Origin of the sequence: Halodurantibacterium flavum, from assembly GCF_042681825.1 — a bacterium.
In the GTDB taxonomy this organism is placed as follows: Bacteria; Pseudomonadota; Alphaproteobacteria; order Rhodobacterales; family Rhodobacteraceae; genus Halodurantibacterium; species Halodurantibacterium flavum.
The window spans coordinates 87219-109569 of sequence record NZ_JBHUGH010000011.1 but is presented as its reverse complement, the minus strand read 5'-3'; the positions used below and the strand labels follow the sequence as shown (position 1 = coordinate 109569).

Annotated in this window: 22 protein-coding genes; all 22 read right to left on the bottom strand. The window is 64.3% G+C overall.

The annotated features are described in order from the left end of the window. Positions 1 to 10 precede the first annotated feature (10 nt). Entirely contained in the window at positions 11 to 1450 is a 1440-nt protein-coding gene (nuoN, locus tag ACFSGJ_RS14730; protein WP_390263394.1) for an NADH-quinone oxidoreductase subunit NuoN, read from the bottom strand. A gap of 11 nt (positions 1451 to 1461) precedes the next feature. Then, positions 1462 to 3003, bottom strand: a complete 1542-nt coding sequence (locus ACFSGJ_RS14725; RefSeq protein ID WP_390263391.1) for an NADH-quinone oxidoreductase subunit M — start codon at positions 3001 to 3003, stop codon at positions 1462 to 1464. After that, complete coding sequence (gene nuoL / locus ACFSGJ_RS14720; RefSeq protein ID WP_390263389.1) at positions 3003 to 4967, bottom strand: NADH-quinone oxidoreductase subunit L; 1965 nt, start codon at positions 4965 to 4967, stop codon at positions 3003 to 3005. Before nuoL ends, ACFSGJ_RS14725 begins: the two co-directional genes overlap by 1 nt. 6 nt (positions 4968 to 4973) lie before the next feature. Then, on the bottom strand, positions 4974 to 5279 hold the full coding sequence (gene nuoK / locus ACFSGJ_RS14715; protein ID WP_390263473.1) for an NADH-quinone oxidoreductase subunit NuoK: 306 nt from the start codon (positions 5277 to 5279) through the stop codon (positions 4974 to 4976). A 74-nt stretch (positions 5280 to 5353) separates the two neighbouring features. Further along, positions 5354 to 5968 (bottom strand): NADH-quinone oxidoreductase subunit J, encoded by a 615-nt coding sequence (locus tag ACFSGJ_RS14710; RefSeq protein ID WP_390263386.1) that lies wholly within the window; start codon positions 5966 to 5968, stop codon positions 5354 to 5356. Beyond that, on the bottom strand, positions 5965 to 6375 hold the full coding sequence (locus ACFSGJ_RS14705) for a carboxymuconolactone decarboxylase family protein (protein ID WP_390263384.1): 411 nt from the start codon (positions 6373 to 6375) through the stop codon (positions 5965 to 5967). Before ACFSGJ_RS14705 ends, ACFSGJ_RS14710 begins: the two co-directional genes overlap by 4 nt. Next, a complete protein-coding gene (nuoI, locus tag ACFSGJ_RS14700; RefSeq protein WP_390263382.1) occupies positions 6372 to 6863 on the bottom strand; it encodes an NADH-quinone oxidoreductase subunit NuoI in 492 nt (163 codons plus the stop codon). The genes ACFSGJ_RS14705 and nuoI overlap by 4 nt, the downstream gene beginning before the upstream one ends. Positions 6864 to 6866: 3 nt before the next feature. After that, on the bottom strand, positions 6867 to 7904 hold the full coding sequence (gene nuoH, locus ACFSGJ_RS14695) for an NADH-quinone oxidoreductase subunit NuoH (protein WP_390263380.1): 1038 nt from the start codon (positions 7902 to 7904) through the stop codon (positions 6867 to 6869). Between the two features lie 123 nt (positions 7905 to 8027). Further along, on the bottom strand, positions 8028 to 10037 hold the full coding sequence (nuoG, locus tag ACFSGJ_RS14690; protein WP_390263378.1) for an NADH-quinone oxidoreductase subunit NuoG: 2010 nt from the start codon (positions 10035 to 10037) through the stop codon (positions 8028 to 8030). Between the two features lie 4 nt (positions 10038 to 10041). Then, positions 10042 to 11337, bottom strand: coding sequence for an NADH-quinone oxidoreductase subunit NuoF (nuoF, locus tag ACFSGJ_RS14685; RefSeq protein ID WP_390263376.1), 1296 nt, complete (start codon positions 11335 to 11337; stop codon positions 10042 to 10044). Positions 11338 to 11347: 10 nt separating this feature from the next. Next, positions 11348 to 11572, bottom strand: coding sequence for a DUF5337 domain-containing protein (locus tag ACFSGJ_RS14680; RefSeq protein WP_390263373.1), 225 nt, complete (start codon positions 11570 to 11572; stop codon positions 11348 to 11350). 9 nt (positions 11573 to 11581) lie between these two features. Next, positions 11582 to 12718 (bottom strand): NADH-quinone oxidoreductase subunit E, encoded by a 1137-nt coding sequence (locus tag ACFSGJ_RS14675; RefSeq protein ID WP_390263370.1) that lies wholly within the window; start codon positions 12716 to 12718, stop codon positions 11582 to 11584. Beyond that, positions 12718 to 12999 (bottom strand): hypothetical protein, encoded by a 282-nt coding sequence (locus tag ACFSGJ_RS14670; protein ID WP_390263368.1) that lies wholly within the window; start codon positions 12997 to 12999, stop codon positions 12718 to 12720. The genes ACFSGJ_RS14675 and ACFSGJ_RS14670 overlap by 1 nt, the downstream gene beginning before the upstream one ends. Then, on the bottom strand, positions 12999 to 14207 hold the full coding sequence (locus ACFSGJ_RS14665; protein ID WP_390263470.1) for an NADH-quinone oxidoreductase subunit D: 1209 nt from the start codon (positions 14205 to 14207) through the stop codon (positions 12999 to 13001). Before ACFSGJ_RS14665 ends, ACFSGJ_RS14670 begins: the two co-directional genes overlap by 1 nt. Next, positions 14207 to 14812 carry an NADH-quinone oxidoreductase subunit C gene (locus ACFSGJ_RS14660; protein WP_390263365.1) on the bottom strand — a complete coding sequence of 202 codons (606 nt, stop codon included), beginning with the start codon at positions 14810 to 14812 and terminating at the stop codon, positions 14207 to 14209. The genes ACFSGJ_RS14665 and ACFSGJ_RS14660 overlap by 1 nt, the downstream gene beginning before the upstream one ends. A gap of 11 nt (positions 14813 to 14823) precedes the next feature. After that, on the bottom strand, positions 14824 to 15357 hold the full coding sequence (locus ACFSGJ_RS14655) for a NuoB/complex I 20 kDa subunit family protein (protein ID WP_390263362.1): 534 nt from the start codon (positions 15355 to 15357) through the stop codon (positions 14824 to 14826). Beyond that, positions 15348 to 15713 carry an NADH-quinone oxidoreductase subunit A gene (locus ACFSGJ_RS14650; RefSeq protein ID WP_390263359.1) on the bottom strand — a complete coding sequence of 122 codons (366 nt, stop codon included), beginning with the start codon at positions 15711 to 15713 and terminating at the stop codon, positions 15348 to 15350. Before ACFSGJ_RS14650 ends, ACFSGJ_RS14655 begins: the two co-directional genes overlap by 10 nt. A gap of 208 nt (positions 15714 to 15921) precedes the next feature. After that, positions 15922 to 16722, bottom strand: a complete 801-nt coding sequence (locus ACFSGJ_RS14645; protein ID WP_390263467.1) for a crotonase/enoyl-CoA hydratase family protein — start codon at positions 16720 to 16722, stop codon at positions 15922 to 15924. Between the two features lie 5 nt (positions 16723 to 16727). Beyond that, positions 16728 to 17579: a hydroxymethylglutaryl-CoA lyase gene (locus tag ACFSGJ_RS14640; protein WP_390263356.1), complete on the bottom strand. Its 852-nt coding sequence runs from the start codon at positions 17577 to 17579 to the stop codon at positions 16728 to 16730. After that, complete coding sequence (locus ACFSGJ_RS14635) at positions 17566 to 19509, bottom strand: acetyl/propionyl/methylcrotonyl-CoA carboxylase subunit alpha (protein WP_390263353.1); 1944 nt, start codon at positions 19507 to 19509, stop codon at positions 17566 to 17568. Before ACFSGJ_RS14635 ends, ACFSGJ_RS14640 begins: the two co-directional genes overlap by 14 nt. A 7-nt stretch (positions 19510 to 19516) precedes the next feature. Then, the gene (locus ACFSGJ_RS14630; RefSeq protein ID WP_390263350.1) at positions 19517 to 21121 is read right to left on the bottom strand and encodes a carboxyl transferase domain-containing protein; all 1605 of its coding nucleotides are present in this window, start codon (positions 21119 to 21121) and stop codon (positions 19517 to 19519) included. After that, on the bottom strand, positions 21118 to 22281 hold the full coding sequence (locus ACFSGJ_RS14625) for an isovaleryl-CoA dehydrogenase (protein WP_390263347.1): 1164 nt from the start codon (positions 22279 to 22281) through the stop codon (positions 21118 to 21120). Before ACFSGJ_RS14625 ends, ACFSGJ_RS14630 begins: the two co-directional genes overlap by 4 nt. Positions 22282 to 22351 lie beyond the last annotated feature (70 nt).

Sequence of the window (22351 nt, the reverse complement as noted above, 5' to 3'; positions counted from 1 at the left end):
CCATGTCACCCTAGCGGACAAGCGTCTGTGCCGCCGCCGCTGCCAGCGGGTCGATGCCAAAGAGGTTCACGATCCCCAGGACCATCACTGCCGCAGAGGCCATCAGCAGCCCCCATTGCGCGGCGGGCATCCGCCGGTCCAGGCCCTCGGTCTCTTCGCCGAAATACATGAAATAGACGATCCGGAGGTAGTAATAGGCGCCGATCACTGATGCCAGCGCACCTGCCACGGCAAGCCAGATCATGTCCGCCCCCACGGCCGCGCGCAGCACGTAGAACTTGCCGAAGAACCCGACCATCGGCGGCACGCCCGCGAGGCTGAACATCAGCACCAGAAGCGCCATCGCCCGCAGCGGTTCCTGCCGCGAATACATGTTGAGGCTGCGGATATCGGTCACGGGGCGGCCATCACGCTCCATCGAGAGGATGAAGGCAAAGGTGCCGACGTTCATCGTCACATAGATGGCGAGGTAGACGAGCATCGCCTGCACCCCCGCCGCCGTCCCGGCCGCGAGCCCCACCAGCGCGTAACCCATATGCGCAATCGAGGAATAGGCCATCAGCCGCTTGATGTCGCGCTGGCCGATCGCCGCGATCGAACCGAAGAACATCGACAGCACCGCCAGGAGCGCGATGATCTGCCCCCAATCGGCCGTCGCCGTGCCAAAGGCATCATGCGCCACCCGCGCCAGAAGCGCCATTGCGGCGACCTTCGGGGCTGTCGCGAAAACGGCCGTCACGGGCGTCGGCGCACCTTCATAGACATCGGGTGTCCACATGTGGAAGGGCACGGCCGAGACCTTGAAGGCGAGCCCGGTGATGATGAACACCAGCCCGAACAGCAGCCCCAGCGGTACGTCACCCGACTGAACCGTGGTGATGATGCCGGCAAAAAGCGTCGTGCCCGCATAGCCATAGGTAAGCGAGGCGCCGTAAAGCAGGATACCCGACGAAAGCGCGCCGAGCATGAAATACTTCAGCCCCGCCTCTGTCGACTTCGCATGATCGCGCCGGATCGAGGCGAGCACGTAAAGCGCCAGCGACTGCAGTTCGAGCCCCATATAAAGCGCGATCAGGTCGCCCGCCGACACCATCAGCATCATGCCGACGACCGCGAGCGTCACGAGAACCGGATATTCGAAGCGCAGGATGTCCCGCCGCTGCATCCAGTCCTGGCCCATCACCAGCACGGCCGCCGCCGAAAGAAGGATCAGAACCTTGGAAAAGCGCGCAAAGGCATCGTTGATGAACATGCCGCCAAAGGCCGTCCGGTTGCCCGCGCCCGTCACGCCCAGCCAGACCGCAAGCGCCACCATGACGCCGGCTGTCACCCAGATCAGCAGCCCGGCCGTCCGGTCCTTCCCGGCATAAACGCCGAACATGAGCGCCCCCATCGCATAGAGGGCGAGCAGAAGCTCGGGCAGGATGACAGAGATATCGGCAGAGATCATGGTCCGATCCTTCAGTTCGCAGCGGTCTGGGCGGCGGTCTGCGCCGCATCCAGGGCCGTCTGCACATCACTCACCAGCGCGCCAACCGAGGGGCCGATGATGTCGGTCACAAGCGAGGGGTAGACGCCCAGAAGCAGCGTCATGACGACGAGCGGCGCAAAGATCGCCTTTTCACGGCGGGTCATGTCGGTGATCGACTTGAGGCTTTCCTTGATCAGGTCGCCCCAGACCACCCTGCGATAAAGCCAGAGCGCATAGCCCGCCGACAGGATGACCCCGGTACAGGCGACGAACGCCACCCAGGTATTGACTTGAAACACGCCCATGAGGGTCAGGAATTCGCCCACAAAACCGCTCGTTCCCGGAAGGCCCACATTGGCCATGGTGAACAGCATGAAGACCAGCGCATAGGCGGGCATCCGGTTCACAAGGCCGCCATAGGCGTCGATTTCCCGCGTGTGCATCCGGTCATAGATCACACCAACGCAAAGGAACAACGCGCCCGAGATGAAGCCATGGCTGATCATCTGGAAGATCGCGCCATCGACACCCTGCTGGTTCGCCGCAAAAATCCCCATGGTCACAAAGCCCATATGGGCCACCGAGGAATAGGCGATGAGCTTTTTCATGTCCTCCTGCATGAGCGCGACGAGGCTCGTATAGACGATCGCGATCGCCGAGAGCCACAGCACCAGCGGCGCCAGAAGATCGCTCGCGACCGGGAACATCGGCAGGCTGAAACGCAGGAACCCATAGCCGCCCATCTTCAGCAGGATCGCCGCCAGCACCACCGACCCCGCGGTCGGCGCCTGAACGTGTGCATCCGGCAGCCAGGTATGGACCGGCCACATCGGCATCTTGACCGCGAAAGAGGCGAAGAACGCGAGCCACATCAGCGTCTGCGCGCCGCCGACGATCTGCCATCCGAACAGGGTGATCGTCCCGGCGCTGAATTCATGGCGAAGAAGTGCCACGATATCCGTCGTTCCGGCATCCGCATACATGGCGATCATCGCCACGAGCATGAGGACCGAACCGAGGAAGGTATAGAGGAAGAACTTGAAGGCTGCGTAGATCCGGTCCTTTCCGCCCCAGATCCCGATGATCAGGAACATCGGGATCAGCCCCGCCTCGAAGAAGAGGTAGAAGAGCACGAGGTCGAGCGCGACGAAAACGCCGATCATCAACGTCTCGAGCAGCAGGAAGGCGATCATGTAATCCTTGACCCGGTGCTTCACATCCCAGGCCGAGGCGATGGTCAGCGGCATCAGGAAGGTCGTCAGCAGCACAAAGAGGATCGAGATGCCGTCCACGCCGACCTTGTAGCGCAGTCCCATGATCCATTCGCGGTCCTCAATGAACTGGAACCCGGTATTGGCCGCGTCGAACCCCGCCAGCAGGAACAGCGAGACGATGAAGGTCGCGGAGGTCGTGACCAAGGCGAGCCATTTCGCGTTGCGCTGCGCAGCTTCATCGTTGCCGCGCAGGAACACGGCAAGGATCAGGGCGCCGACCATGGGCGTGAAAGTGATGATGGAAAGGAGGTTTTCCATTATTCAGCGCCCCCCGAGAGCGTCATCCATGTGATGAGAACGGCAATGCCGATCACCATGGCGAAAACGTAGTGGTAGATGTAGCCGGTCTGCGCCCGGACCGCGAGGCGCGTGAAGAAGGGCACGACGCCCAAGGCAAGCCCGTTGATCCCGCCGTCGATCACCGCACCATCGCCCTTTTTCCACAGGATGCGGCCAAGCGCCTTGGCGGGGCGAACGAAGACGAAATCGTAGATCTCGTCGAAATACCATTTGTTCAGCAGGAACTTGTAGAGCAGATCCTGGTTTGCAGCGAGTTTGCCCGGAAGGTCCGGCCTGCGGATGTAGAACTGCCACGCCAGCGCCAGGCCAAGCAACATTGCGACGAAGGGCGAGAGCCGGACCCAGGCCGGGACGTAATGCGCGTCATGCAGGACGTGGTTTTCCGGGCCGGCATGGATCGCGGCACCGAACCATTCATGCACCGCCTCCTCCGATCCGAAGAAGGGGCCATACCAGATCATCCCGGCCAGGACCGCGCCCACACCCAGCACACCAAGCGGGATCAGCATGACCATCGGGCTTTCATGCGCATGGTCATGGGTATGCTTGTCCCCCCGCGGCGTGCCGAAGAAGGTGAGGAACATGAGCCGCCAGCTGTAGAAGCTCGTCATCGCAGCCGCGATCACCAGCATCCAGAAGGCATAGGCCGTACCGCCTGCATAGGCGCTCTCGATCACCGCGTCCTTGGATAGGAAGCCCGCAAAGCCGATATGGGTCAGCGGAATACCGACGCCGGTGATGGCAAGCGTGCCGATCATCATCGCCCAGTAGGTATAGGGGATCTTGTGCCGCAGCCCGCCGTAATTCCGCAGATCCTGTTCGTGATGCATCGCATGGATGACAGACCCCGCCCCAAGGAACAGCATCGCCTTGAAAAAGGCATGGGTGAAAAGATGGAACATGGCCACCGAATAGACACCCACGCCAGCCGCAACGAACATGTAGCCAAGCTGCGAACAGGTCGAATAGGCGATCACGCGCTTGATGTCGTTCTGCACCAGACCCACGGTCGCGGCAAAGAAGGCCGTCGTCGCGCCGATGATCACGATGAAGGCAGCGGCGCCGGGGGCATATTCGATCAGCGGCGACATGCGGCAGACAAGGAACACGCCCGCGGTCACCATGGTCGCGGCGTGGATCAGCGCCGAGACTGGTGTCGGCCCCTCCATCGCGTCGGGCAGCCAGGTGTGCAGGAAGAGTTGCGCCGACTTGCCCATCGCGCCCACGAACAACAGGAAAGCCAGCAGGTTCGCCGCATTCCATTCCGTCCAGAGGAAGGTGATCGAGGTTTCGGCGATCTGCGGAACCGACGCGAAGATCGTGTCGAAGTCGATCGCATCGGTCAGATAGAACAGCCCGAAGATGCCAAGGAGAAAGCCGAAATCGCCGACCCGGTTGACGATGAAGGCCTTCATCGCGGCGGCGCTGGCCGAAGGCTTGCGCCAGTAGAACCCGATCAGAAGGTAAGAGGCGACGCCCACGCCCTCCCACCCGAAGAACATCTGCAAGAGGTTGTCGGCCGTCACCAGCATCAGCATGGCGAAGGTGAAGAACGAGAGATACGCGAAGAAGCGCGCCTTGTAATGCTCGCCGTGCTTCCAGTTCTCGTCATGGGCCATGTAGCCGAAGGAATAGAGATGCACGAGCGCCGAGACGCTGTTGATCACCACCAGCATGATCGCGGTCAGACGGTCGAGCCGGATCGCCCATTCCGATACCATGCTGCCGGATTCCACCCAGCGGAACAGGGTGATCTGCTGCGCCTCGCCATGGAAGGAAAAGAAGACGACCCAGGACAGCAGCGCCGCAAGGAACACCAGCGCCGTCGCCGTGACCTGCCCGGCCTTTTCACCGATGAAGCGCCAGCCGAAACCGCAGATCAGGGCGCCGACCAGCGGCGCGAAAAGGATGATCGTTTCCATCGGCCCTTACCCCTTCATCACGTTGATGTCCTCGACATCAATCGTGCCCCTGTTGCGGAAGAAGCAGACCAGGATCGCAAGGCCGATCGCCGCCTCGGCGGCCGCGACGGTAAGAACGAACATCGTGAAGACCTGCCCGACCAGATCGCCGAGGAAGCTCGAAAACGCGACAAGGTTGATGTTGACCGCAAGCAGCATCAGTTCGATCGACATCAGGATCACGATGACATTCTTCCGGTTGAGGAAGATGCCGAAGATGCCGATGACGAACAGCGTCGCCGCCACCGTCAGGTAATGTTCCAGTCCCACCATCATCGTCCCTCCGGGCCTGCGCCCTGCTTCTTTCCGCGCGTCCGGGCCACGCCTTGGCGCGGACCGGGTCCTGTTCAGAGCCCCTGGCCGGGCTTTACATCCTTGAGTTCCAGCGTCTTGGCCGGATCGCGATACATCTGCGACAGCACGTCCTGCCGCTTGATCCCCTCGCGGTGCCGCAGTGTCAGCACAATCGCCCCGATCATCGCGACCAGCAGGATCAGGCCGGCAGTCTGGAAGAGGAACACATACTGATCGTAAAGCAGCAGCCCCAGCGCGTGCGTGTTGTGGATCTCTTCCATATCCGGGGTCACGGCCTGCCGCAGCCCGAGGGCCCCGTCAGCCTGCTGCCATGCACCGAAGACCAGCGCCAGCTGCATCAGGATCACCAGACCGATCAGCGCCGCGAGCGGCACGTATTTCGCCATCTCGGCCTTCAGCGCGGCAAAGTCGATGTCGAGCATCATCACCACGAAAAGGAACAGCACCGCGACCGCGCCCACATAGACGATGATCAGCAGCATCGCCACGAATTCCGCGCCCAGAAGCACGAAAAGCCCCGCCGAGGACAGGAACGCAAGGATCAGCCACAGCACCGAATGTACCGGGTTGCGTGCCACGACCACAAGGAAGCCCGCCGCAACGGTGACGAGCGCAAAGGCATAAAAGGCATAATCCGCGACAGTCACGCGCTGTCCTCCTCGGTTTCGGCAAAGACGCCCTGTGCGATCTGGAGCGCCTTTGTCACGGCGGGCAACCCGCCGAACATGGTCATCTGATGGATCACTTCCGCGATCTCGCGCTTGCGGGCGCCGGCCTCCAGCGCATGGCGGATCGTGAGCTTGAGCTGCGGTTCGGCCTGCGCGCCCATCACCGTCAGCGCCGCGATGATGACCAGAAGCCGCGTCTTGGCATCCAGCCCCTCCCGGTTGAAGGTCTTGCCGAACGCCATTTCCATGAAGCTCTTGGAGAGCGTGGGCATGAGATCCTCATACCCCGAAAGCCGGAAGTTCTCGAGCGCGGGATTGAATTTCCGCGCCATCTCCTGGCTTTGCTGCATCATTGCCTCAAAGAGCTTGGAAAAGTCGTTGCTCATCTGTAGGGCGCGTCCAGTTCGATGTTGCGGGAGATCCGTGCCTCCCACCGCTCACCGTTTTCGAGCAGGCGGGCCTTGTCGTAGAAAAGTTCTTCGCGCGTCTCGGTCGAAAACTCGAAGTTCGGACCTTCGACGATGGCATCGACCGGGCAGGCTTCCTGGCAGAAACCGCAATAGATGCATTTCGTCATGTCGATGTCGTAGCGCGTGGTGCGGCGGCTGCCGTCCTCGCGCGGTTCGGCCTCGATCGTGATCGCCTGGGCGGGGCAGATCGCCTCGCAAAGCTTGCAGGCGATGCAGCGTTCCTCACCATTCGGATAGCGACGCAGCACATGTTCCCCCCGGAACCGGGGCGAGAGTGCGCCTTTTTCATGCGGGTAGTTCAGCGTCGGCTTGGGCGCCACGAAATAGCGCATCCCGAGCGCGAAGCCCTTGAGAAAATCCGTCAGGAGGAAGTACTTGACGGCGCGGGTGATATCGATCCCCATTTGTCAGCCTCCGGTTGCCCAGCGGGCCCAGGCGCCGCCGAGTACTTCAAATTTCGCCAGAAACGCCACCAGCACGACCCAGCCGAGCGAAAGAGGCAGGAACACCTTCCAGCCGATCCGCATCAGTTGGTCATAGCGGTAGCGCGGCACGATTGCCTTCACCATTGCGAAGACGAAGAAGAAGAACGCCATCTTGGCGACCATCCAGAGCGCGCCATCGGGCAGCCCGGGAATGGGCGACAGCCAGCCGCCGAAGAACAGGAGGCTCATCAAGGCGCACATCAGGAAGATGGCGATATATTCCCCCGCCATGAACAGAAGGTACGGCGTCGAGGAATATTCGACCATGAAGCCGGCGACGAGTTCGGATTCCGCCTCGGGCAGGTCGAAGGGCGGGCGGTTGGTTTCCGCGAGCGCCGACACCAGGAACAGCACCACCATCGGCAGATGCGGCAGCCAGTACCAGCTGAAGATGCCATAGGGGCCATCCTGCGCCGCGACAATCGCGCCGAAGTTCATCGAGCCGGTCGAGATGATGATGCCGATGATGATCAGGCCCAGCGACACCTCATAGGAAATCATCTGTGCCGCCGACCGAAGCGAGCCAAGGAACGGGTATTTGGAGTTCGAAGCCCAGCCCCCCATGATGACGCCGTAAACCTCGAGCGAGGAGACGGCGAAGACAAAGAGGATCGCGACGTTGATATCGGCCAGCACCCAACTGGAGTTGAACGGGATCACCGCCCAGGCCGTGACGGCCAGCACGAAGGAGAGCATCGGCGCGAGGAAGTAGACCGGGCGGTCGGCGCCGGCGGGCACGACGATTTCCTTGACGACATATTTCAGCGCGTCGGCCACGGATTGCAGAAGACCAAAGGGACCGACCACGTTCGGACCCCGGCGCATCTGCACCGCTGCCCAGATCTTGCGGTCGCCATAAACGAGGAACAGAAGCGAGATCATCACGAACATGATGATCAGAAGGCCCTGTGCCGCGATCGTCAAAGCGATCCCCAGACCCGATTGCAGAAAGTCAGCCATAGTGCCTCACATCCCTCAGCGCGTCATCCGCTCTGGCTGCGCGATGCCCGCTGTAAACAGCATCCGGACGCCGCGTGCCACCCTTTTCGCATCCGGCGCAGAAGGTTCCGCACCGGGTTTTCCTTACTCTGCCGCAAGCGGCGCGGCATGGCGCGCCTGCTCCATCGCCGAAAGCTCGGCCATCAGGGCCGAGGCGCGGGCAATGGGGTTCGTCAGATAAAAATCGCGCACCGCATAGCGGAAGCTGGCCGTCGCCGGTTCCTGCAGCGGCACACGCTGCCAGGCGTTTTCCGCCACCTCATCGACATGTTCCAGATGCGGAACGGCGGCGATCAGCGTCTGGCGCAGCTGGCCGATGCTGTCATAGGGCAGAACCGCGCCCAGTTCCGCCGAAAGCGCCCGCAGGATCGCCCAGTTCTCCTTGGCGTCGCCCGGCGGGAAGCCTGCGCGCAGGGCAAGCTGCGGCCGGCCTTCGGTGTTCACGAAGAGCCCCGGTTCCTCGGTATAGGCGGCGCCGGGCAGAACGATATCGGCTCGATGCGCGCCCCGGTCGCCATGGCTGCCCTGATAGATGACAAAGGGACCCGGCGCGATCTCCACCTCATCCGCGCCAAGGTTATAGACGACCTCGGCCCCGTCGAGGGCGGCGGAAATTCCACCCTCGGTCACGGCACCCACGTCCATCGCGCCCACGCGCGCCGCAGCCGTGTGGAGCACGAGCATCCGGCCGCCCAGACGTTCGGCAAGTTTCATCGCCTGCGACAGCACCGCTGCCCCGTCGGATTCGTTCAGGGCGCCCTGCCCCACGATCACGACCGCACCTTCCGCCGCGTCTGCAGCCGAGGCCAGCGTGGTCAGCGCCGCCCGGTCGATCCCGTGATCGGTGACGTCATAGGTCAGGTCGGCCACAGGCCCGACCCGATGCACGACCGCCCCATGGATCCATGCCTTGCGGATCCGCGCATTGAGCACCGGCGCCTCAAGCCGCGGGTTGGTGCCGATCAGATAGATCGCTGCCGCGCTGTCGATATCTTCGATTGCCGCGTTGCCCACATAGCCGGAACGGTTGCCCGCCGGCAGCTTGGCGCCATCAGTCCGGCATTCTGTCACGCCGCCGATGCGATCCATCAGGTCCTTCAGGGCGAAAGCCGCCTCGACCGGGGCCAGATCGCCCACGAGGCCCGCGACCTTCCGGCCCTTCATCGCCTCTGCCGCGCGCGTCAGCGCCTCGGCCCAGGTGGCCGGACGCAGCCGCCCGTTTTCGCGGATATACGGCTTGTCCAGCCGTTGCCGCCGCAGACCGTCCCAGACAAAGCGGGTCTTGTCGGAGATCCATTCCTCGTTCACGCCGTCATGGTTGCGCGGCAGGATGCGCATGACCTCGCGCCCGCGCGTATCCACGCGAATGTTCGAGCCGAGCGCATCCATCACGTCGACCGTCTCGGTCTTCACCAGTTCCCACGGCCGGGCCGTAAAGGCATAGGGCTTGCTGACCAGGGCCCCCACCGGGCAGAGGTCGATGATGTTGCCCTGCAGGTTGGAGGCGAGCGTCTCGTTCAGGTAGCTCGTGATCTCGCTGTCCTCACCGCGGCCCGTCTGGCCCATCTGGGTGATGCCGGCGACTTCGGTGGTAAAGCGCACGCAGCGGGTGCACGAAATACAGCGCGTCATGTGGGTTTCGACCAGCGGCCCGAGGTCCAGGTCTTCCGATGCCCGTTTCGGCTCGCGATAGCGGCTGAAATCCACGCCATAGGCCATCGCCTGGTCCTGAAGGTCGCATTCGCCCCCCTGGTCGCAGATCGGACAATCGAGCGGATGGTTAATGAGCAGGAACTCCATCACCCCTTCGCGCGCCTTCTTGACCATGGGCGAGTTCGTCTTGACCACCGGCGGCTGGCCTTCCGGCCCCGGCCGCAGGTCCTTGACCTGCATCGCGCAGGACGCGGCAGGCTTCGGCGGGCCGCCGACGACCTCGACCAGACACATGCGGCAGTTCCCGGCGATCGACAGGCGTTCATGATAGCAGAAACGCGGGATCTCGATCCCCGCCTGCTCGGCCGCCTGAATGAGGGTCATCGCCGGATCGACCTCAAGCTCGATCCCGTCGATGATGATTTTACGCAGGTTGCTCATCGCCTTACTCCGCCGCGACCGCGCTGACGCGGCCGGTCCGTTTCGCCTTGATGCGGTCCTCGATCTCGTTCCGGTAGTGCCGGATCAGGCCCTGGATCGGCCAGGCCGCCGCATCGCCAAGGGCGCAGATCGTATGCCCTTCGACCTGCTTGGTCACGTCGAGCAGCATGTCGATCTCTTCGACCTCGGCCTCGCCGCGCACCAGCCTGTCCATGACCCGCATCATCCAGCCCGTGCCTTCGCGGCAGGGCGTGCACTGCCCGCAGCTTTCGTGCTTGAAGAATTTCGCGAGCCGCCAGACCGCCTTGATGACGTCCGTCTGCTGGTCCATCACGATCATGCAGGCGGTGCCAAAGCTCGATTTGAGCTCGCGCATCCCGTCATAGTCCATGATCGCGGTGTCGCACAGATCGGCCGGCAGGATCGGACAGGAGGCCCCGCCCGGGATCACCGCCTTGAGGTTCTTCCAGCCGCCGCGGACGCCGCCGCCATGCCGCTCGATGAGTTCCTTCATCGAGATCGACATGGATTCCTCGACCACGCAAGGGGTGTTCACATGCCCGGTCAGACCAAAGAGCTTGACGCCCGCGTTGTTCGGGCGGCCAAAGCTTGCAAACCACTCACCCCCACGACGCAGGATAGTCGGCACCACCGCAATGGATTCCACGTTGTTCACCGTCGTTGGGCAGCCGTAAAGGCCGGCCCCGGCCGGGAAGGGCGGTTTCATCCGCGGCATGCCCTTCTTGCCCTCAAGGCTTTCGAGCAGGGCGGTTTCCTCGCCGCAGATATAGGCGCCGGCACCGTGATGCAGGAACAGGTCAAAGTCCCAGCCCGAACCCGCCGCGTTCCGGCCCAGAAGGCCGTTATCATAGCATTCGTCGATCGCGGCCTGCAGGGCCTCACGTTCGCGGATATATTCGCCGCGGATATAGATGTAGGCCGTGTGCGCATTCATCGCAAAGCTCGCGATCAGCGCGCCCTCGATCAGCGTGTGCGGATCGTGACGCATGATCTCGCGGTCCTTGCAGGTCGCGGGCTCGGATTCGTCGGCGTTGATGACCAGATAGGCCGGGCGTCCGTCGCTTTCCTTGGGCATGAAGGACCACTTGAGCCCGGTGGGAAAGCCGGCGCCGCCGCGACCACGCAGCCCGCTGGCCTTCATCTGGTCGATGATCCAGTCGCGCCCCTTTTCGATGATGCCGGCGGTCCCGTCCCAATGCCCGCGTTTCTTCGCGCCAGCGAGGGTGCGTTCGTGCATCCCGTAAAGGTTGGTAAAGATCCGGTCCTGATCCTTCAGCATCGCTTCGCTCTCACTTCTCCTGACGCCTGCGCCAGATCCGATATGTCACCACCAGCGACCAGACAAAGGCAGCCAGCGCGGCAAGATCAAAAAGGAAGACATACCGCGCTTCCCATCCCATCTGCCCCCCGAGCCATTGCAGCCCCATCCAGACCACCATGGTCGTCACAAGAACAATCGCCACCAGCCGAACCTGCCGCGCCAGTTCCCGATCCTGATCCGACCCGCCCGTCACCCGTCGTCCTCAGCCCTTGTCTTCGTCGATCTTTTCGGCGGCAAGCTTCGCCTTGGCCACTGCGACCCAACCGTCGCGGGTCGCCCGTCCGCCGAACCCCTGAAGATTGGCATCGACCCATTCCAGTTCTTCCGGCGTCCAGGCCGCGATCTGGTCCAGATGCCAGACCCCGAGCGCGTTGAGCGCCGCCTGTTCATCGGGCCCGATGCCGTCGAGCAGGGTCAGATCTTCCCGCTGGTCGGGGCGCGGCGACGAAAGCGTCACCGGCTTTACCCCTGCCCCGCTGGCACGATCCGCGGCCTTGGCCGGTTCGGTCGCCTCTGGGCGCGCCTTTGCTTCGGCCGGGGCCTCTTCGACCGTGATCCCGGTCTCGTCGGCGGGAAGTCCAGCGCCGGGTTCGGGCTGCTGCGGCTCACCCTCGGCTGCGGTGGGTTCGGCCGGCTTGATCCAGGGTGTCAGGATCGGGACTTCGGTTCCGTCGATCCGCTTGACGGTGTCGCCGATATCGAGCGCCAGCCGGACCGAGGCGTTATGTGCATCGCGCCCCTCGACATGGTCTTTCAGCGTCGTGGGTTCACCTGCCGGTTCCGAGGCGTAGCGCCCGTTCTGCGGGCCGGGCACCGGCACCTTGCCAGCCGCCAGTTCGGCGATGATCTCACGCAGGCGTTCCGCCGTCAGGTTTTCGTAGTAATCCTTGCCGATCTGGGCCATCGGGGCGTTAGCGCAGGCGCCCAGACACTCCACCTCTTCCCAGGAAAACTTGCCATCGGCCGAAAGCGTGTGCGGCTTCGCGGCGATCAGATCCTGACAGACGCCGACCAGATCCTCGGCGCCGCAGATCATGCAGGACGTGGTGCCGCAGATCTGGATATTGGCGACCGAACCGACCGGCTGAAGCTGGAACATGAAGTAGAATGTCGCGACCTCAAGCGCCCGGATATAGGCCATCCCCAGCATTTCCGCGACATGCTCGATCGCCGGACGGGTCAGCCAGCCTTCCTGTTCCTGCGCGCGCCAGAGCAGCGGGATGATCGCCGAAGCCTGCCGACCCTCGGGGTATTTGCTGATCTGGGCCTGTGCCCATTCCTGGTTGGCAGGCGTGAAGGCAAAGCTCTCCGGCTGCTCTGGGTGAAGACGGCGCAGCATCAGCGACAGTTCTCCGTAATGATTTTGACCGTATCCGGGCCGGTTATCTCGACCATGCCCGCCTGCGCCTCTTCAAGCACAAGCGCGCGGATCTGCGCCTCGGTCAGCCCGGTGGATTGCTGGATACGGGCGGAATTCGCGGGATTGATCGCGCAACCGCTCGCCTCGACCGCCTGCACCAGACGTTCCCGCGGGGTGCCCGTGTATTGCGGCACGGGCGGCTGGGTTGCCTGCCAGCAGCCGGCAAGCGCCAGCAGAGAGATGAGGAACAGGCCGCGCATCAGCGATCGACCTCGCCGAACACGATGTCGAGGCTCCCGAGAATGGCGGACACATCGGCAAGCTGATACCCCTTGCAGAGGTAATCCATTGCCTGAAGATGCTGAAAGCCCGGCGCGCGGATCTTGGCGCGATAGGGCCGGTTGGTCCCGTCAGCCACAAGATAGACGCCGAATTCGCCCTTGGGCGCCTCGACCGCGGCATAGATCTCACCCTCGGGGACACGGAAGCCCTCGGTATAGAGCTTGAAGTGATGGATCAGCGACTCCATCGACGTCTTCATCTCGCCGCGTTTCGGGGGTGTGATCTTGCCGCGTGCCAGGACGTCGCCCTTTTCAACGCGCAGCTTTTCGATGCACTGCCGGATGATCCTGGTCGACTCCCGCATCTCGGCCATCCGGCAGAGATAGCGGTCATAGCAGTCGCCATTCTTGCCGACGGGGATCTGAAAATCGAACTCGTCATAGCATTCATAGGGCTGCGCCCGGCGCAGGTCCCATGCAAGGCCCGACCCACGAACCATGACGCCCGAGAAGCCCCAGTTCTGGATGTCTTCCTCGGTCACGATGGCGATGTCGGCGTTGCGCTGCTTGAAGATCCGGTTTTCGGTCAGCAGGCTGTCGATATCGTCCAGCCGCGACGGGAACTGATCCGCCCAGGCCTCAATATCGTCGATCAGATCAGGCGGCAGGTCCTGATGCACCCCACCCGGCCGGAAATAGGCCGCGTGCAGCCGCGCCCCGCTTGCCCGCTCATAAAAGATCATGAGCTTTTCACGCTCTTCAAACCCCCAGAGCGGCGGCGTCAGCGCGCCGACATCCATGGCCTGCGTCGTCACGTTCAGCAGATGGTTCAGGACGCGCCCGATCTCGGAATAAAGCACGCGGATCAGGCTTGCCCGGCGCGGAACCTGCGTGTTCGTCAGCCGCTCGACCGCCAGACACCAGGCATGTTCCTGGTTCATCGGCGCAACATAGTCGAGACGGTCGAAATAGGGCAGGTTCTGCAGGTAGGTCCGCGTCTCCATCAGTTTTTCGGTGCCGCGGTGCAAAAGCCCGATATGGGGGTCGCAGCGCTCCACGATCTCGCCATCGAGTTCCAGCACCAGACGCAGCACCCCGTGCGCCGCAGGGTGCTGCGGGCCGAAATTGAGGTTGAAGTTGCGGATCTTCTGTTCCTGCGTTTCCGCGTCGTTGAACGAACCGTCCATCATTTCGCCTCCGCTTTCTGGTCGCCGGGCAGGATGTAATCGCCGCCTTCCCAAGGGCTCATGAAGTCGAACATCCGGTATTCCTGCACCAGGCTCACCGGCTCATAGATGACGCGCTTCTGCGCCTCGTCATAGCGGACCTCGGTATAGCCCGTCGTCGGAAAGTCCTTGCGCAGCGGATGCCCGCGAAAGCCGTAATCGGTGAGGATGCGGCGCAGGTCGGGATGGCCCGAAAAGAGGATGCCGAACATGTCGAACACCTCCCGCTCGAACCAGTTGGCCGAGGGGTGGATCGCGGTGACCGAGGGCACCATGTCTTCCTCGCGCGCCTGCACCTTGAGCCGCAGCCGCTGGTTCCGGTACATCGAGAGGAAATGATAGACGACATCGAACCGCCGCGCCCGTTCCGGATGGTCGACCGCCGTCATGTCGATGAGGGTCGAGAAACGGCAATTTGCATCGTTGCGCAGAAAGGCGACCAGATCGACGAGCCCCGGCAGGGTCGCCTCGATCGTCAGCTCACCATTGGCCACGCGGGTGCCGACAATGGCATCCGGCCGCTTGAGTTCGATATGCGCGCCAAGCTCTTGCAGGGCCTCGGACATGGGCTCTCTCCTCAGCGGGTGATGGTGCCGGTGCGGCGGATCTTGCGCTGCAATTGCAGCAGACCATAAAGCAGCGCCTCGGCCGTCGGCGGGCAACCCGGCACATAGATGTCGACCGGGACGATGCGGTCACAGCCGCGCACCACGGAATAGCTGTAGTGGTAATATCCGCCGCCATTTGCGCAGGATCCCATCGAGACCACATAACGCGGCTCGGGCATCTGGTCATAGACCTTGCGGAGCGCAGGGGCCATCTTGTTCGTCAGCGTTCCCGCGACGATCATCAGGTCGGACTGACGCGGGCTGGCGCGGGGCGCCATGCCGAACCGTTCCAGATCGTAGCGCGGCATCGAGGTATGCATCATCTCGACCGCGCAGCAGGCCAGACCAAAGGTCATCCAGTGGAGCGAGCCGGTGCGGGCCCAGTTGATGATGTCCTCGGTCGAGGTCAGCAGAAAGCCCTTGTCCTGCAGCTCGCGGTTCAGGGCCTGGGTCGCGACCTCCTTGTCGGGGCCGGCGTCATGGGCTGCGGTGCTCACTCCCATTCGAGGGCTCCTTTCTTCCATTCATAGGCAAAGCCGATGGTCAGGATGCCGAGGAAGGCCATCATCGACCAGAAGCCGACCATAGATATGTCCGCAAAGGCGACAGCCCAAGGGAACAAAAACGCGACCTCAAGGTCGAAAATGATGAAGAGGATCGAGACGAGGTAGAACCGGACGTCGAACTTCATCCGCGCGTCGTCAAACGCGTTGAACCCGCATTCATAGGCCGAGACCTTTTCCGGATCGGGGTTGCGCACCGCGACGATCGCTGCCGACAGCAGAAGGATGAGGCCGAAGGCGACCGTGATCCCCAGAAAGATAAGAATGGGAAGGTATTCTCTCAGCAGAGCATCCACTGGTGGCTCCTTCGGCTTGGCGCGGCGCGCCGGACTTTTGGCTGCGCCCGGTTTACTCCTGCCCCGATGCGGGGTCAACCAAAGCCGGACGTGGCGCCATCGTTAAAAACATGGGATTTTCAGCGGCTGGCATCCGCTGCCCGCTTTTTCGGCAGGCAGGGAGCATCGCGGATGCTGCGCCGCGGCGGCCCGAGTCGCCGGGCGCCACTCAGCCGTCGCTGCGCCCGTCGGTCGCCCAGGGCGCCGGGCGACGCCCGAAAAAGGCCGCGAGGCCCTCGGCCGCCTCCGGGCTTTCCCAGCGGGCGATCAGGGCCTCCATGCTTTCGGCGATCAGGGGGGCGTCGATCGGCCCGGCCAACCGCCGCAAGAGCGCCTTGGCATCGGCGACCGCCCCGGGCGCGCAGGCAAGATAGGGCGCGACCTCTGCCTCCACCGCCGCCCCAAGACCCTCCGACTGAACGGCGCGCGCGACCAATCCCAGCGCCACCGCCTCGGCCGCCGTGAACCGGCGCGCCGACATGAAGACGCGGCGGGCCATCGCCGCGCCCATCCGCGCCACCACATAGGGACCGATCGTGGCCGGGATCAGCCCCAGCCGCGTTTCGGTAAAGGCGAACCGGGCGTTCTCGGTCGCGACGGCGACATCGCAGACAGATAACAGCCCAAGCCCCCCGCCATAGGCGCTGCCCTGTACGCAGCCGACCAGTGGTTTAGGCAGTGTGTCGAGCGCCTGGAGCATCCCGCTCAGCCGTTGCGCCTCGCGCAGGCGCCCCGCGCTGTCGGCTGTTGTCTGCGCCTGCATCCAGCCCAGATCGGCGCCGGCGCAAAAGCTTTCACCCTCGGCCGCCAGCACGACGACCCGCACCGCCGGATCACGCCCGAGCCGATGTGCCATTGCGGCAAGATCATCCATCATCTGCGCCGAAAGCGCGTTGTGTTGCGCCCCGCGACACAGCCGCAGCGTCGCGACCCCGCGCCCGTCCACGTTCAGCGATACCGTTTCTGCCATCGTCATCATCCGATCCGGAGCGCCCGGGCCATCCCCGACGCCTGCAGCAGAATGTCCCGGTTGAGCCCCGTCGCATAGCCTGCGGCCACCAGATGGTCATGCACCGCCTCGGTCGCGACATTCCCGGGCGCGCCTGGCGCAAAGGGACAGCCGCCCAAGCCCCCCACCGCCGCGTCGAAAACCCTCAGGCCACGCGCCAGCGCCACGTCGATATTTGCCAGAGCACCGCCGCCGGTATCGTGAAAATGCGCCGCCAGCTGCCCTGGCGGCAGCTCCTCCAGCACGGAGGCAAGCATGGCGTCCACCGCCTCGGGGTGCGCGCGGCCCAGCGTGTCGGCAAGGCTCACTTCATGGCAGCCAAGATCACGCAGCATCGCCGCGACCCGCGCGACCCGTTCCGGCGCGACGGCCCCGTCGAACGGACAATCCGTCGCGCAAGAGACATAGCCCCGCAGCGGTATCCCAGCCGCGCGGGCAAGTTCGGCCACGGGTCCGAAACGCGCAACGCTTTCATCCACCGAGCAATTCAGGTTGGCCCGGCTGAACCCTTCCGAGGCCGACGCAAAAACCGCAATCTCATCGCAGCGGGCCGCGATTGCCACCTCGGCGCCCTGCCGGTTCGGCGCAAGCGCCGCATAACGCACGCCGGGGACGCGCACGATCCCTGCCATGACCGCGGTCGCATCCGCCATCTGCGGCACCCGCCGGGCGGAGACGAAACTTGCCGCCTCGATCCGTCGGAACCCGACCGTGGACAAAAGGTCGATCAGCGCGAGCTTTTCCTGCAACGGGACCAGACGCGGCTCATTCTGAAGGCCGTCGCGCGGGCCGACCTCGACAATCTCAACCGTTTCCATGTGCGTCCTCCTCGGGCGCAAGCCGGATCAGGGACGCGCCGGCCTCAACCTGCGCGCCGGGCTGCGCCAGAACCTCGGCCACCTGACCCTCTCGGGGCGCCGTCAGCGCATGCTCCATCTTCATCGCCTCCAGAATGGCGAGACGTTCGCCCGCCGCCACGCGTTCCCCGACCCTGACCATGACGTCCCGCAGAAGACCGGGCATCGGTGCCAGGACCACATCCGCCGAAACCGCCGACTGTTCCTGACGTTCCAGCGGGTCGGGGATCATGAATTCGTGGGCGCCCTGGTCGAACACGGTGACGCGGCCCGGCCCGGGCACGATGTTCCCCCGCGCCTTGCGCCCGTCGATCCACCAGCCATCGGCGCGGTTCTCGCAGACATGCCGGCCCCCGCACACCTCGGCCACGATCTCATTCGCGCCGCTTTCGATCACCACGGAATGCAGCACCTGTCCGTGTCGCAGCGCCACGACCTGCCGCAGGGGCTGCCAAAGCGTAAAGGGACGCGCGCGCGCCATGCCGGCAACCGAAAGTGCCGCGCGTATAAGGGCCGTGACCGGGGGCGCGGCATCGTGAGCGAGATCGGGCAGCGCAGCCTCGATCAGCCCGGTATCGACATCGCCCCGAAGAAAGCGTGGATGCCGCGCGAGCCGCGCCAGAAAACCGAGGTTTGTCACCGTGCCCGACACCTCGGTTTCGTCCAGCCCCCGGGCAAGCTGGCGCAGCGCAACCGCACGGTTGGGGCCGTGGACGATGATCTTGGCAATCATCGGATCATACCATGGGGAAATCCTGTCCCCCGCAACGACGCCGCTGTCGGCGCGCAGTCCGGGGGGAAAGCCTAGATGCTCGATCCGCCCCGTCGCGGGCAGGAAACCCGCCGCCACATCCTCGGCGTAAAGACGGGCCTCGAAAGCGTGACCGGTGGTGGCGATATCCTCCTGCCGCGCAGGCAGGGCCTCGCCGGCGGCGACACGCAGCTGCCATTCGACCAGATCGATGCCGGTAATCGCCTCGGTCACCGGATGCTCGACCTGCAGGCGGGTATTCATCTCCATGAACCAGAAGCGATCCGGGCGCAGGCCATCGCTCGCATCCACGATGAATTCGACAGTGCCCGCGCCGGAATAGTTGATGGCGCGCGCCGCCCGGACTGCCGCATCGCCCATCGCCGCACGCAGGTCCGGCGTCATGCCGGGGGCCGGCGCCTCTTCGATGACTTTCTGGTGGCGACGCTGCAACGAACAGTCCCGTTCGAACAGATGGATGGCGTCGCGCCCGTCGCCAAACACCTGCACCTCGATATGCCGGGGCTTGGAGATGTATTTCTCGATCAGCACCGCCGGGTTCCCGAAGGCGCCGCGCGCCTCGGCCTGCGCGCTTGCCAGCGCCCCGGCGAAATCGTCGGCGTGATCCACGCGCCGCATCCCCTTGCCGCCGCCCCCGGCCACCGCCTTGATGAGAACCGGATAGCCGATTTCGGCAGCCCGCGCGGCGAGGTCATCCGCCCCCTGTTCGCCGCCGTGATAACCCGGCACGACCGGAACGCCCGCATCCGCCATCAGCGCCTTGGCCGCGTCTTTGAGGCCCATCGCCCGGATCGCCTCGGCCGAGGGTCCGATAAAGACGAGCCCCGCCGCCGTCACGCTGTCCACGAAATCCGGGTTCTCGGACAGGAAACCATAGCCGGGATGGATCGCCTCTGCCCCGGCCTCCTGCGCTGCGGCGATGATCCGGTCGCCCAGCAGATAGCTGTCGGCCGGGGCCGCACCGCCGATATGCCACGCCTCATCGGCCAGCGCGACATGCTGCGCCCCTGCATCGGCATCGGAATAGACCGCGACCGTTGCGACCCCCATGCGGCGGGCCGTGCGGATGATGCGGCAGGCAATCTCACCCCGGGTGGCGATCAGGATCTTTGCGAACATCTGCCCCTCACATCCGGAAAACGCCAAAGCGCGTGTCCCCGATCGGGGCATTCAGCGCGGCGGAAAGACTGAGCGCAAGAACCTCGCGCGTCTTGCGCGGGTCGATGATCCCGTCGTCCCAAAGCCGGGCGGCGGCGTAGAGCGGGTGGCTCTGCCTTTCGAACATCTCGATGGTGGGGCGTTTGAACTCGGCCTCCTCCTCGGGCGACCAGCTTTGCCCCGCCCGCTCGATGCCGTCGCGCCGGACGGTGGCAAGCACCCCCGCCGCCTGCTCCCCGCCCATAACCGAGATACGGCTGTTCGGCCAGGTCCACAGAAACCGCGGCGAAAATGCCCGCCCCGCCATGCCATAGTTGCCGGCCCCGAACGACCCGCCCACAAGCATCGTGATCTTTGGCACGGCGGTCGTGGCGACGGCCGTCACCATCTTGGCGCCGTGACGGGCGATGCCTTCATTCTCATACCGCCGGCCGACCATGAAGCCGGTGATGTTCTGCAGGAAGACCAGCGGAATGTGGCGTTGGCTGCAAAGCTCGATGAAATGCGCGCCCTTGATCGCGCCTTCGGAAAAGAGCACGCCGTTATTCGCGACCACCCCCACCGGGCAGCCACGGACATGTGCAAACCCGGTCACAAGCGTTTCCCCGTAGCGCGGCTTGAATTCGTCGAACCGGCTGCCATCGACGATACGGGCGATTACCTCGCGGATATCATATGGGGTTCGCAGGCCCGCAGGCACGACCCCCAGCATCTCGGCCGGGTCATAGGCGGGTTCTTCCGGGGCCTGCCACACGACCGTTTCCGGCTTCCGGCGGTTGAGGTTTCCGACGGCCCGGCGAGCGAGCGCCAGCGCATGGGCGTCATCCTCGGCCAGATAATCGGCCACGCCCGACAGGCGGGTATGCACGTCGCCGCCGCCCAGATCCTCTGCGCTGACAACCTCGCCGGTCGCGGCACGGACCAGCGGCGGCCCGGCCAGAAAGATCGTGCCCTGATCGCGGACGATGATCGTCACATCCGACATCGCCGGAACATAGGCCCCGCCCGCGGTGCAACTGCCCATGACGACAGCGATCTGGGGGATGCCCTTTGCGCTCATCTGCGCCTGATTGAAAAAGATGCGGCCGAAATGATCGCGGTCGGGAAAGACCTCATCCTGCTGCGGCAGGTTCGCGCCGCCGGAATCGACCAGATAGACGCAGGGCAGATGGTTCGCCTCGGCAATCTCCTGGGCGCGCAGGTGCTTCTTTACCGTCATCGGGTAATAGGTGCCGCCCTTCACGGTCGCGTCGTTGCAGACGACCATGACCTCCTGGCCCATCACCTGCCCGACACCCGCGATCACCCCGGCGCAGGGGGCGGCCCCGCCATACATCCCATGCGCCGCCGTCGCCCCGATTTCTAGAAACGGGCTGCCCGGATCAAGAAGGTTCGCCACCCTGTCGCGCGGGGCCATCTTGCCCCGCGACAGATGGCGGGCAAGGGCCGCCTCCCCGCCGCCGGCGGCTGCCAGTTCCGCCGCGGCGCGCATCTCGGCCAGGGCCGCCTCATGCGCGGCCTGATTGGCGCGGAACTCTTCCGACCCGGCAAGGATACGCGATTGCAACCTCATCCCGTGATCCCCATCAGCTCTCGCCCGATCAGCATCCGGCGGATCTCGGAGGTGCCCGCGCCGATCTCCATCAGCTTGGCATCGCGAAACAGCCGCGAGACGGGCGAGTCGTTCAGAAACCCCGCCCCGCCCATCGCCTGGACGGCCTGATGCGCCTGCACCATCGCCTGTTCGCTTGCGTAAAGGACGCAGGCGGCAGCGTCCTGCCGCGTCACGACACCCCGGTCGCAGGCCTTGGCGACCTCATAGACATAGGCGCGGGCGCTGTTCATGGCGGTGTACATGTCGGCCACCTTGGCCTGCATGAGCTGGAAGTTCCCGATCTTCTGCCCGAACTGATGGCGTCGGTGCAGATAGGGCATCACCTCATCCATGCAGGCGGCCATGATGCCGGTGCCGATGCCCGACAGAACCACCCGTTCGTAGTCGAGCCCGGACATGAGCACGCGCACCCCCTGCCCCGCCTCGCCCAGCACGTTGTCGAACGGAACCTCGCAATCCTCAAAGATCAGTTCGCCGGTGTTCGACCCCCGCATCCCCAGCTTGTCGAGATGCGGGCCGGTGCGGAACCCTGCCATCCCCCGCTCGATCAGAAAGGCGGTGATGCCGCGCGCGCCGGCCCCCGGATCGGTCTTGGCATAGACGACCAGCACATCGGCATCGGGTCCGTTGGTGATCCAGAACTTCGTTCCGTTGAGCAGGTAATACCCGTTCCGCCGCTCGGCCCGGAGCCGCATGGAAACGACGTCCGAGCCCGCACCCTCCTCTGACATGGCGAGCGCGCCGACATGATCGCCGCTGACAAGCGCCGGCAGATACCGCGCCTTCTGGTCCGGCGTGCCGTTCAGCTTGATCTGGTTGACGCAAAGATTGGAATGGGCGCCGTAGCTGAGCGCGACCGACGCCGAGGCGCGCGCAATCTCTTCCACCGCGACGACATGGGCCAGATAGCCCATGCCCGATCCGCCGTCTTCCTCGGGCACCGTGATGCCCAGAAGGCCCATGTCCCCCATTTCCCGCCAAAGCTCGCGCGGAAAACCGTTTTCACGGTCGATCCGGGCGGCAAGCGGCTTGACCCGGTCCTGCGCCCAGCGATGCACCGCATCACGCAGCGCCGCGACCTCTTCACCCAGGTCGAACCGCATCGATGCGAGGAACATGGCGGCCCCCTCCATTTAATGAACGATCGTTCAATAAGTAGCGCGCCTGCGGTTCGCCGTCAATCGCCGC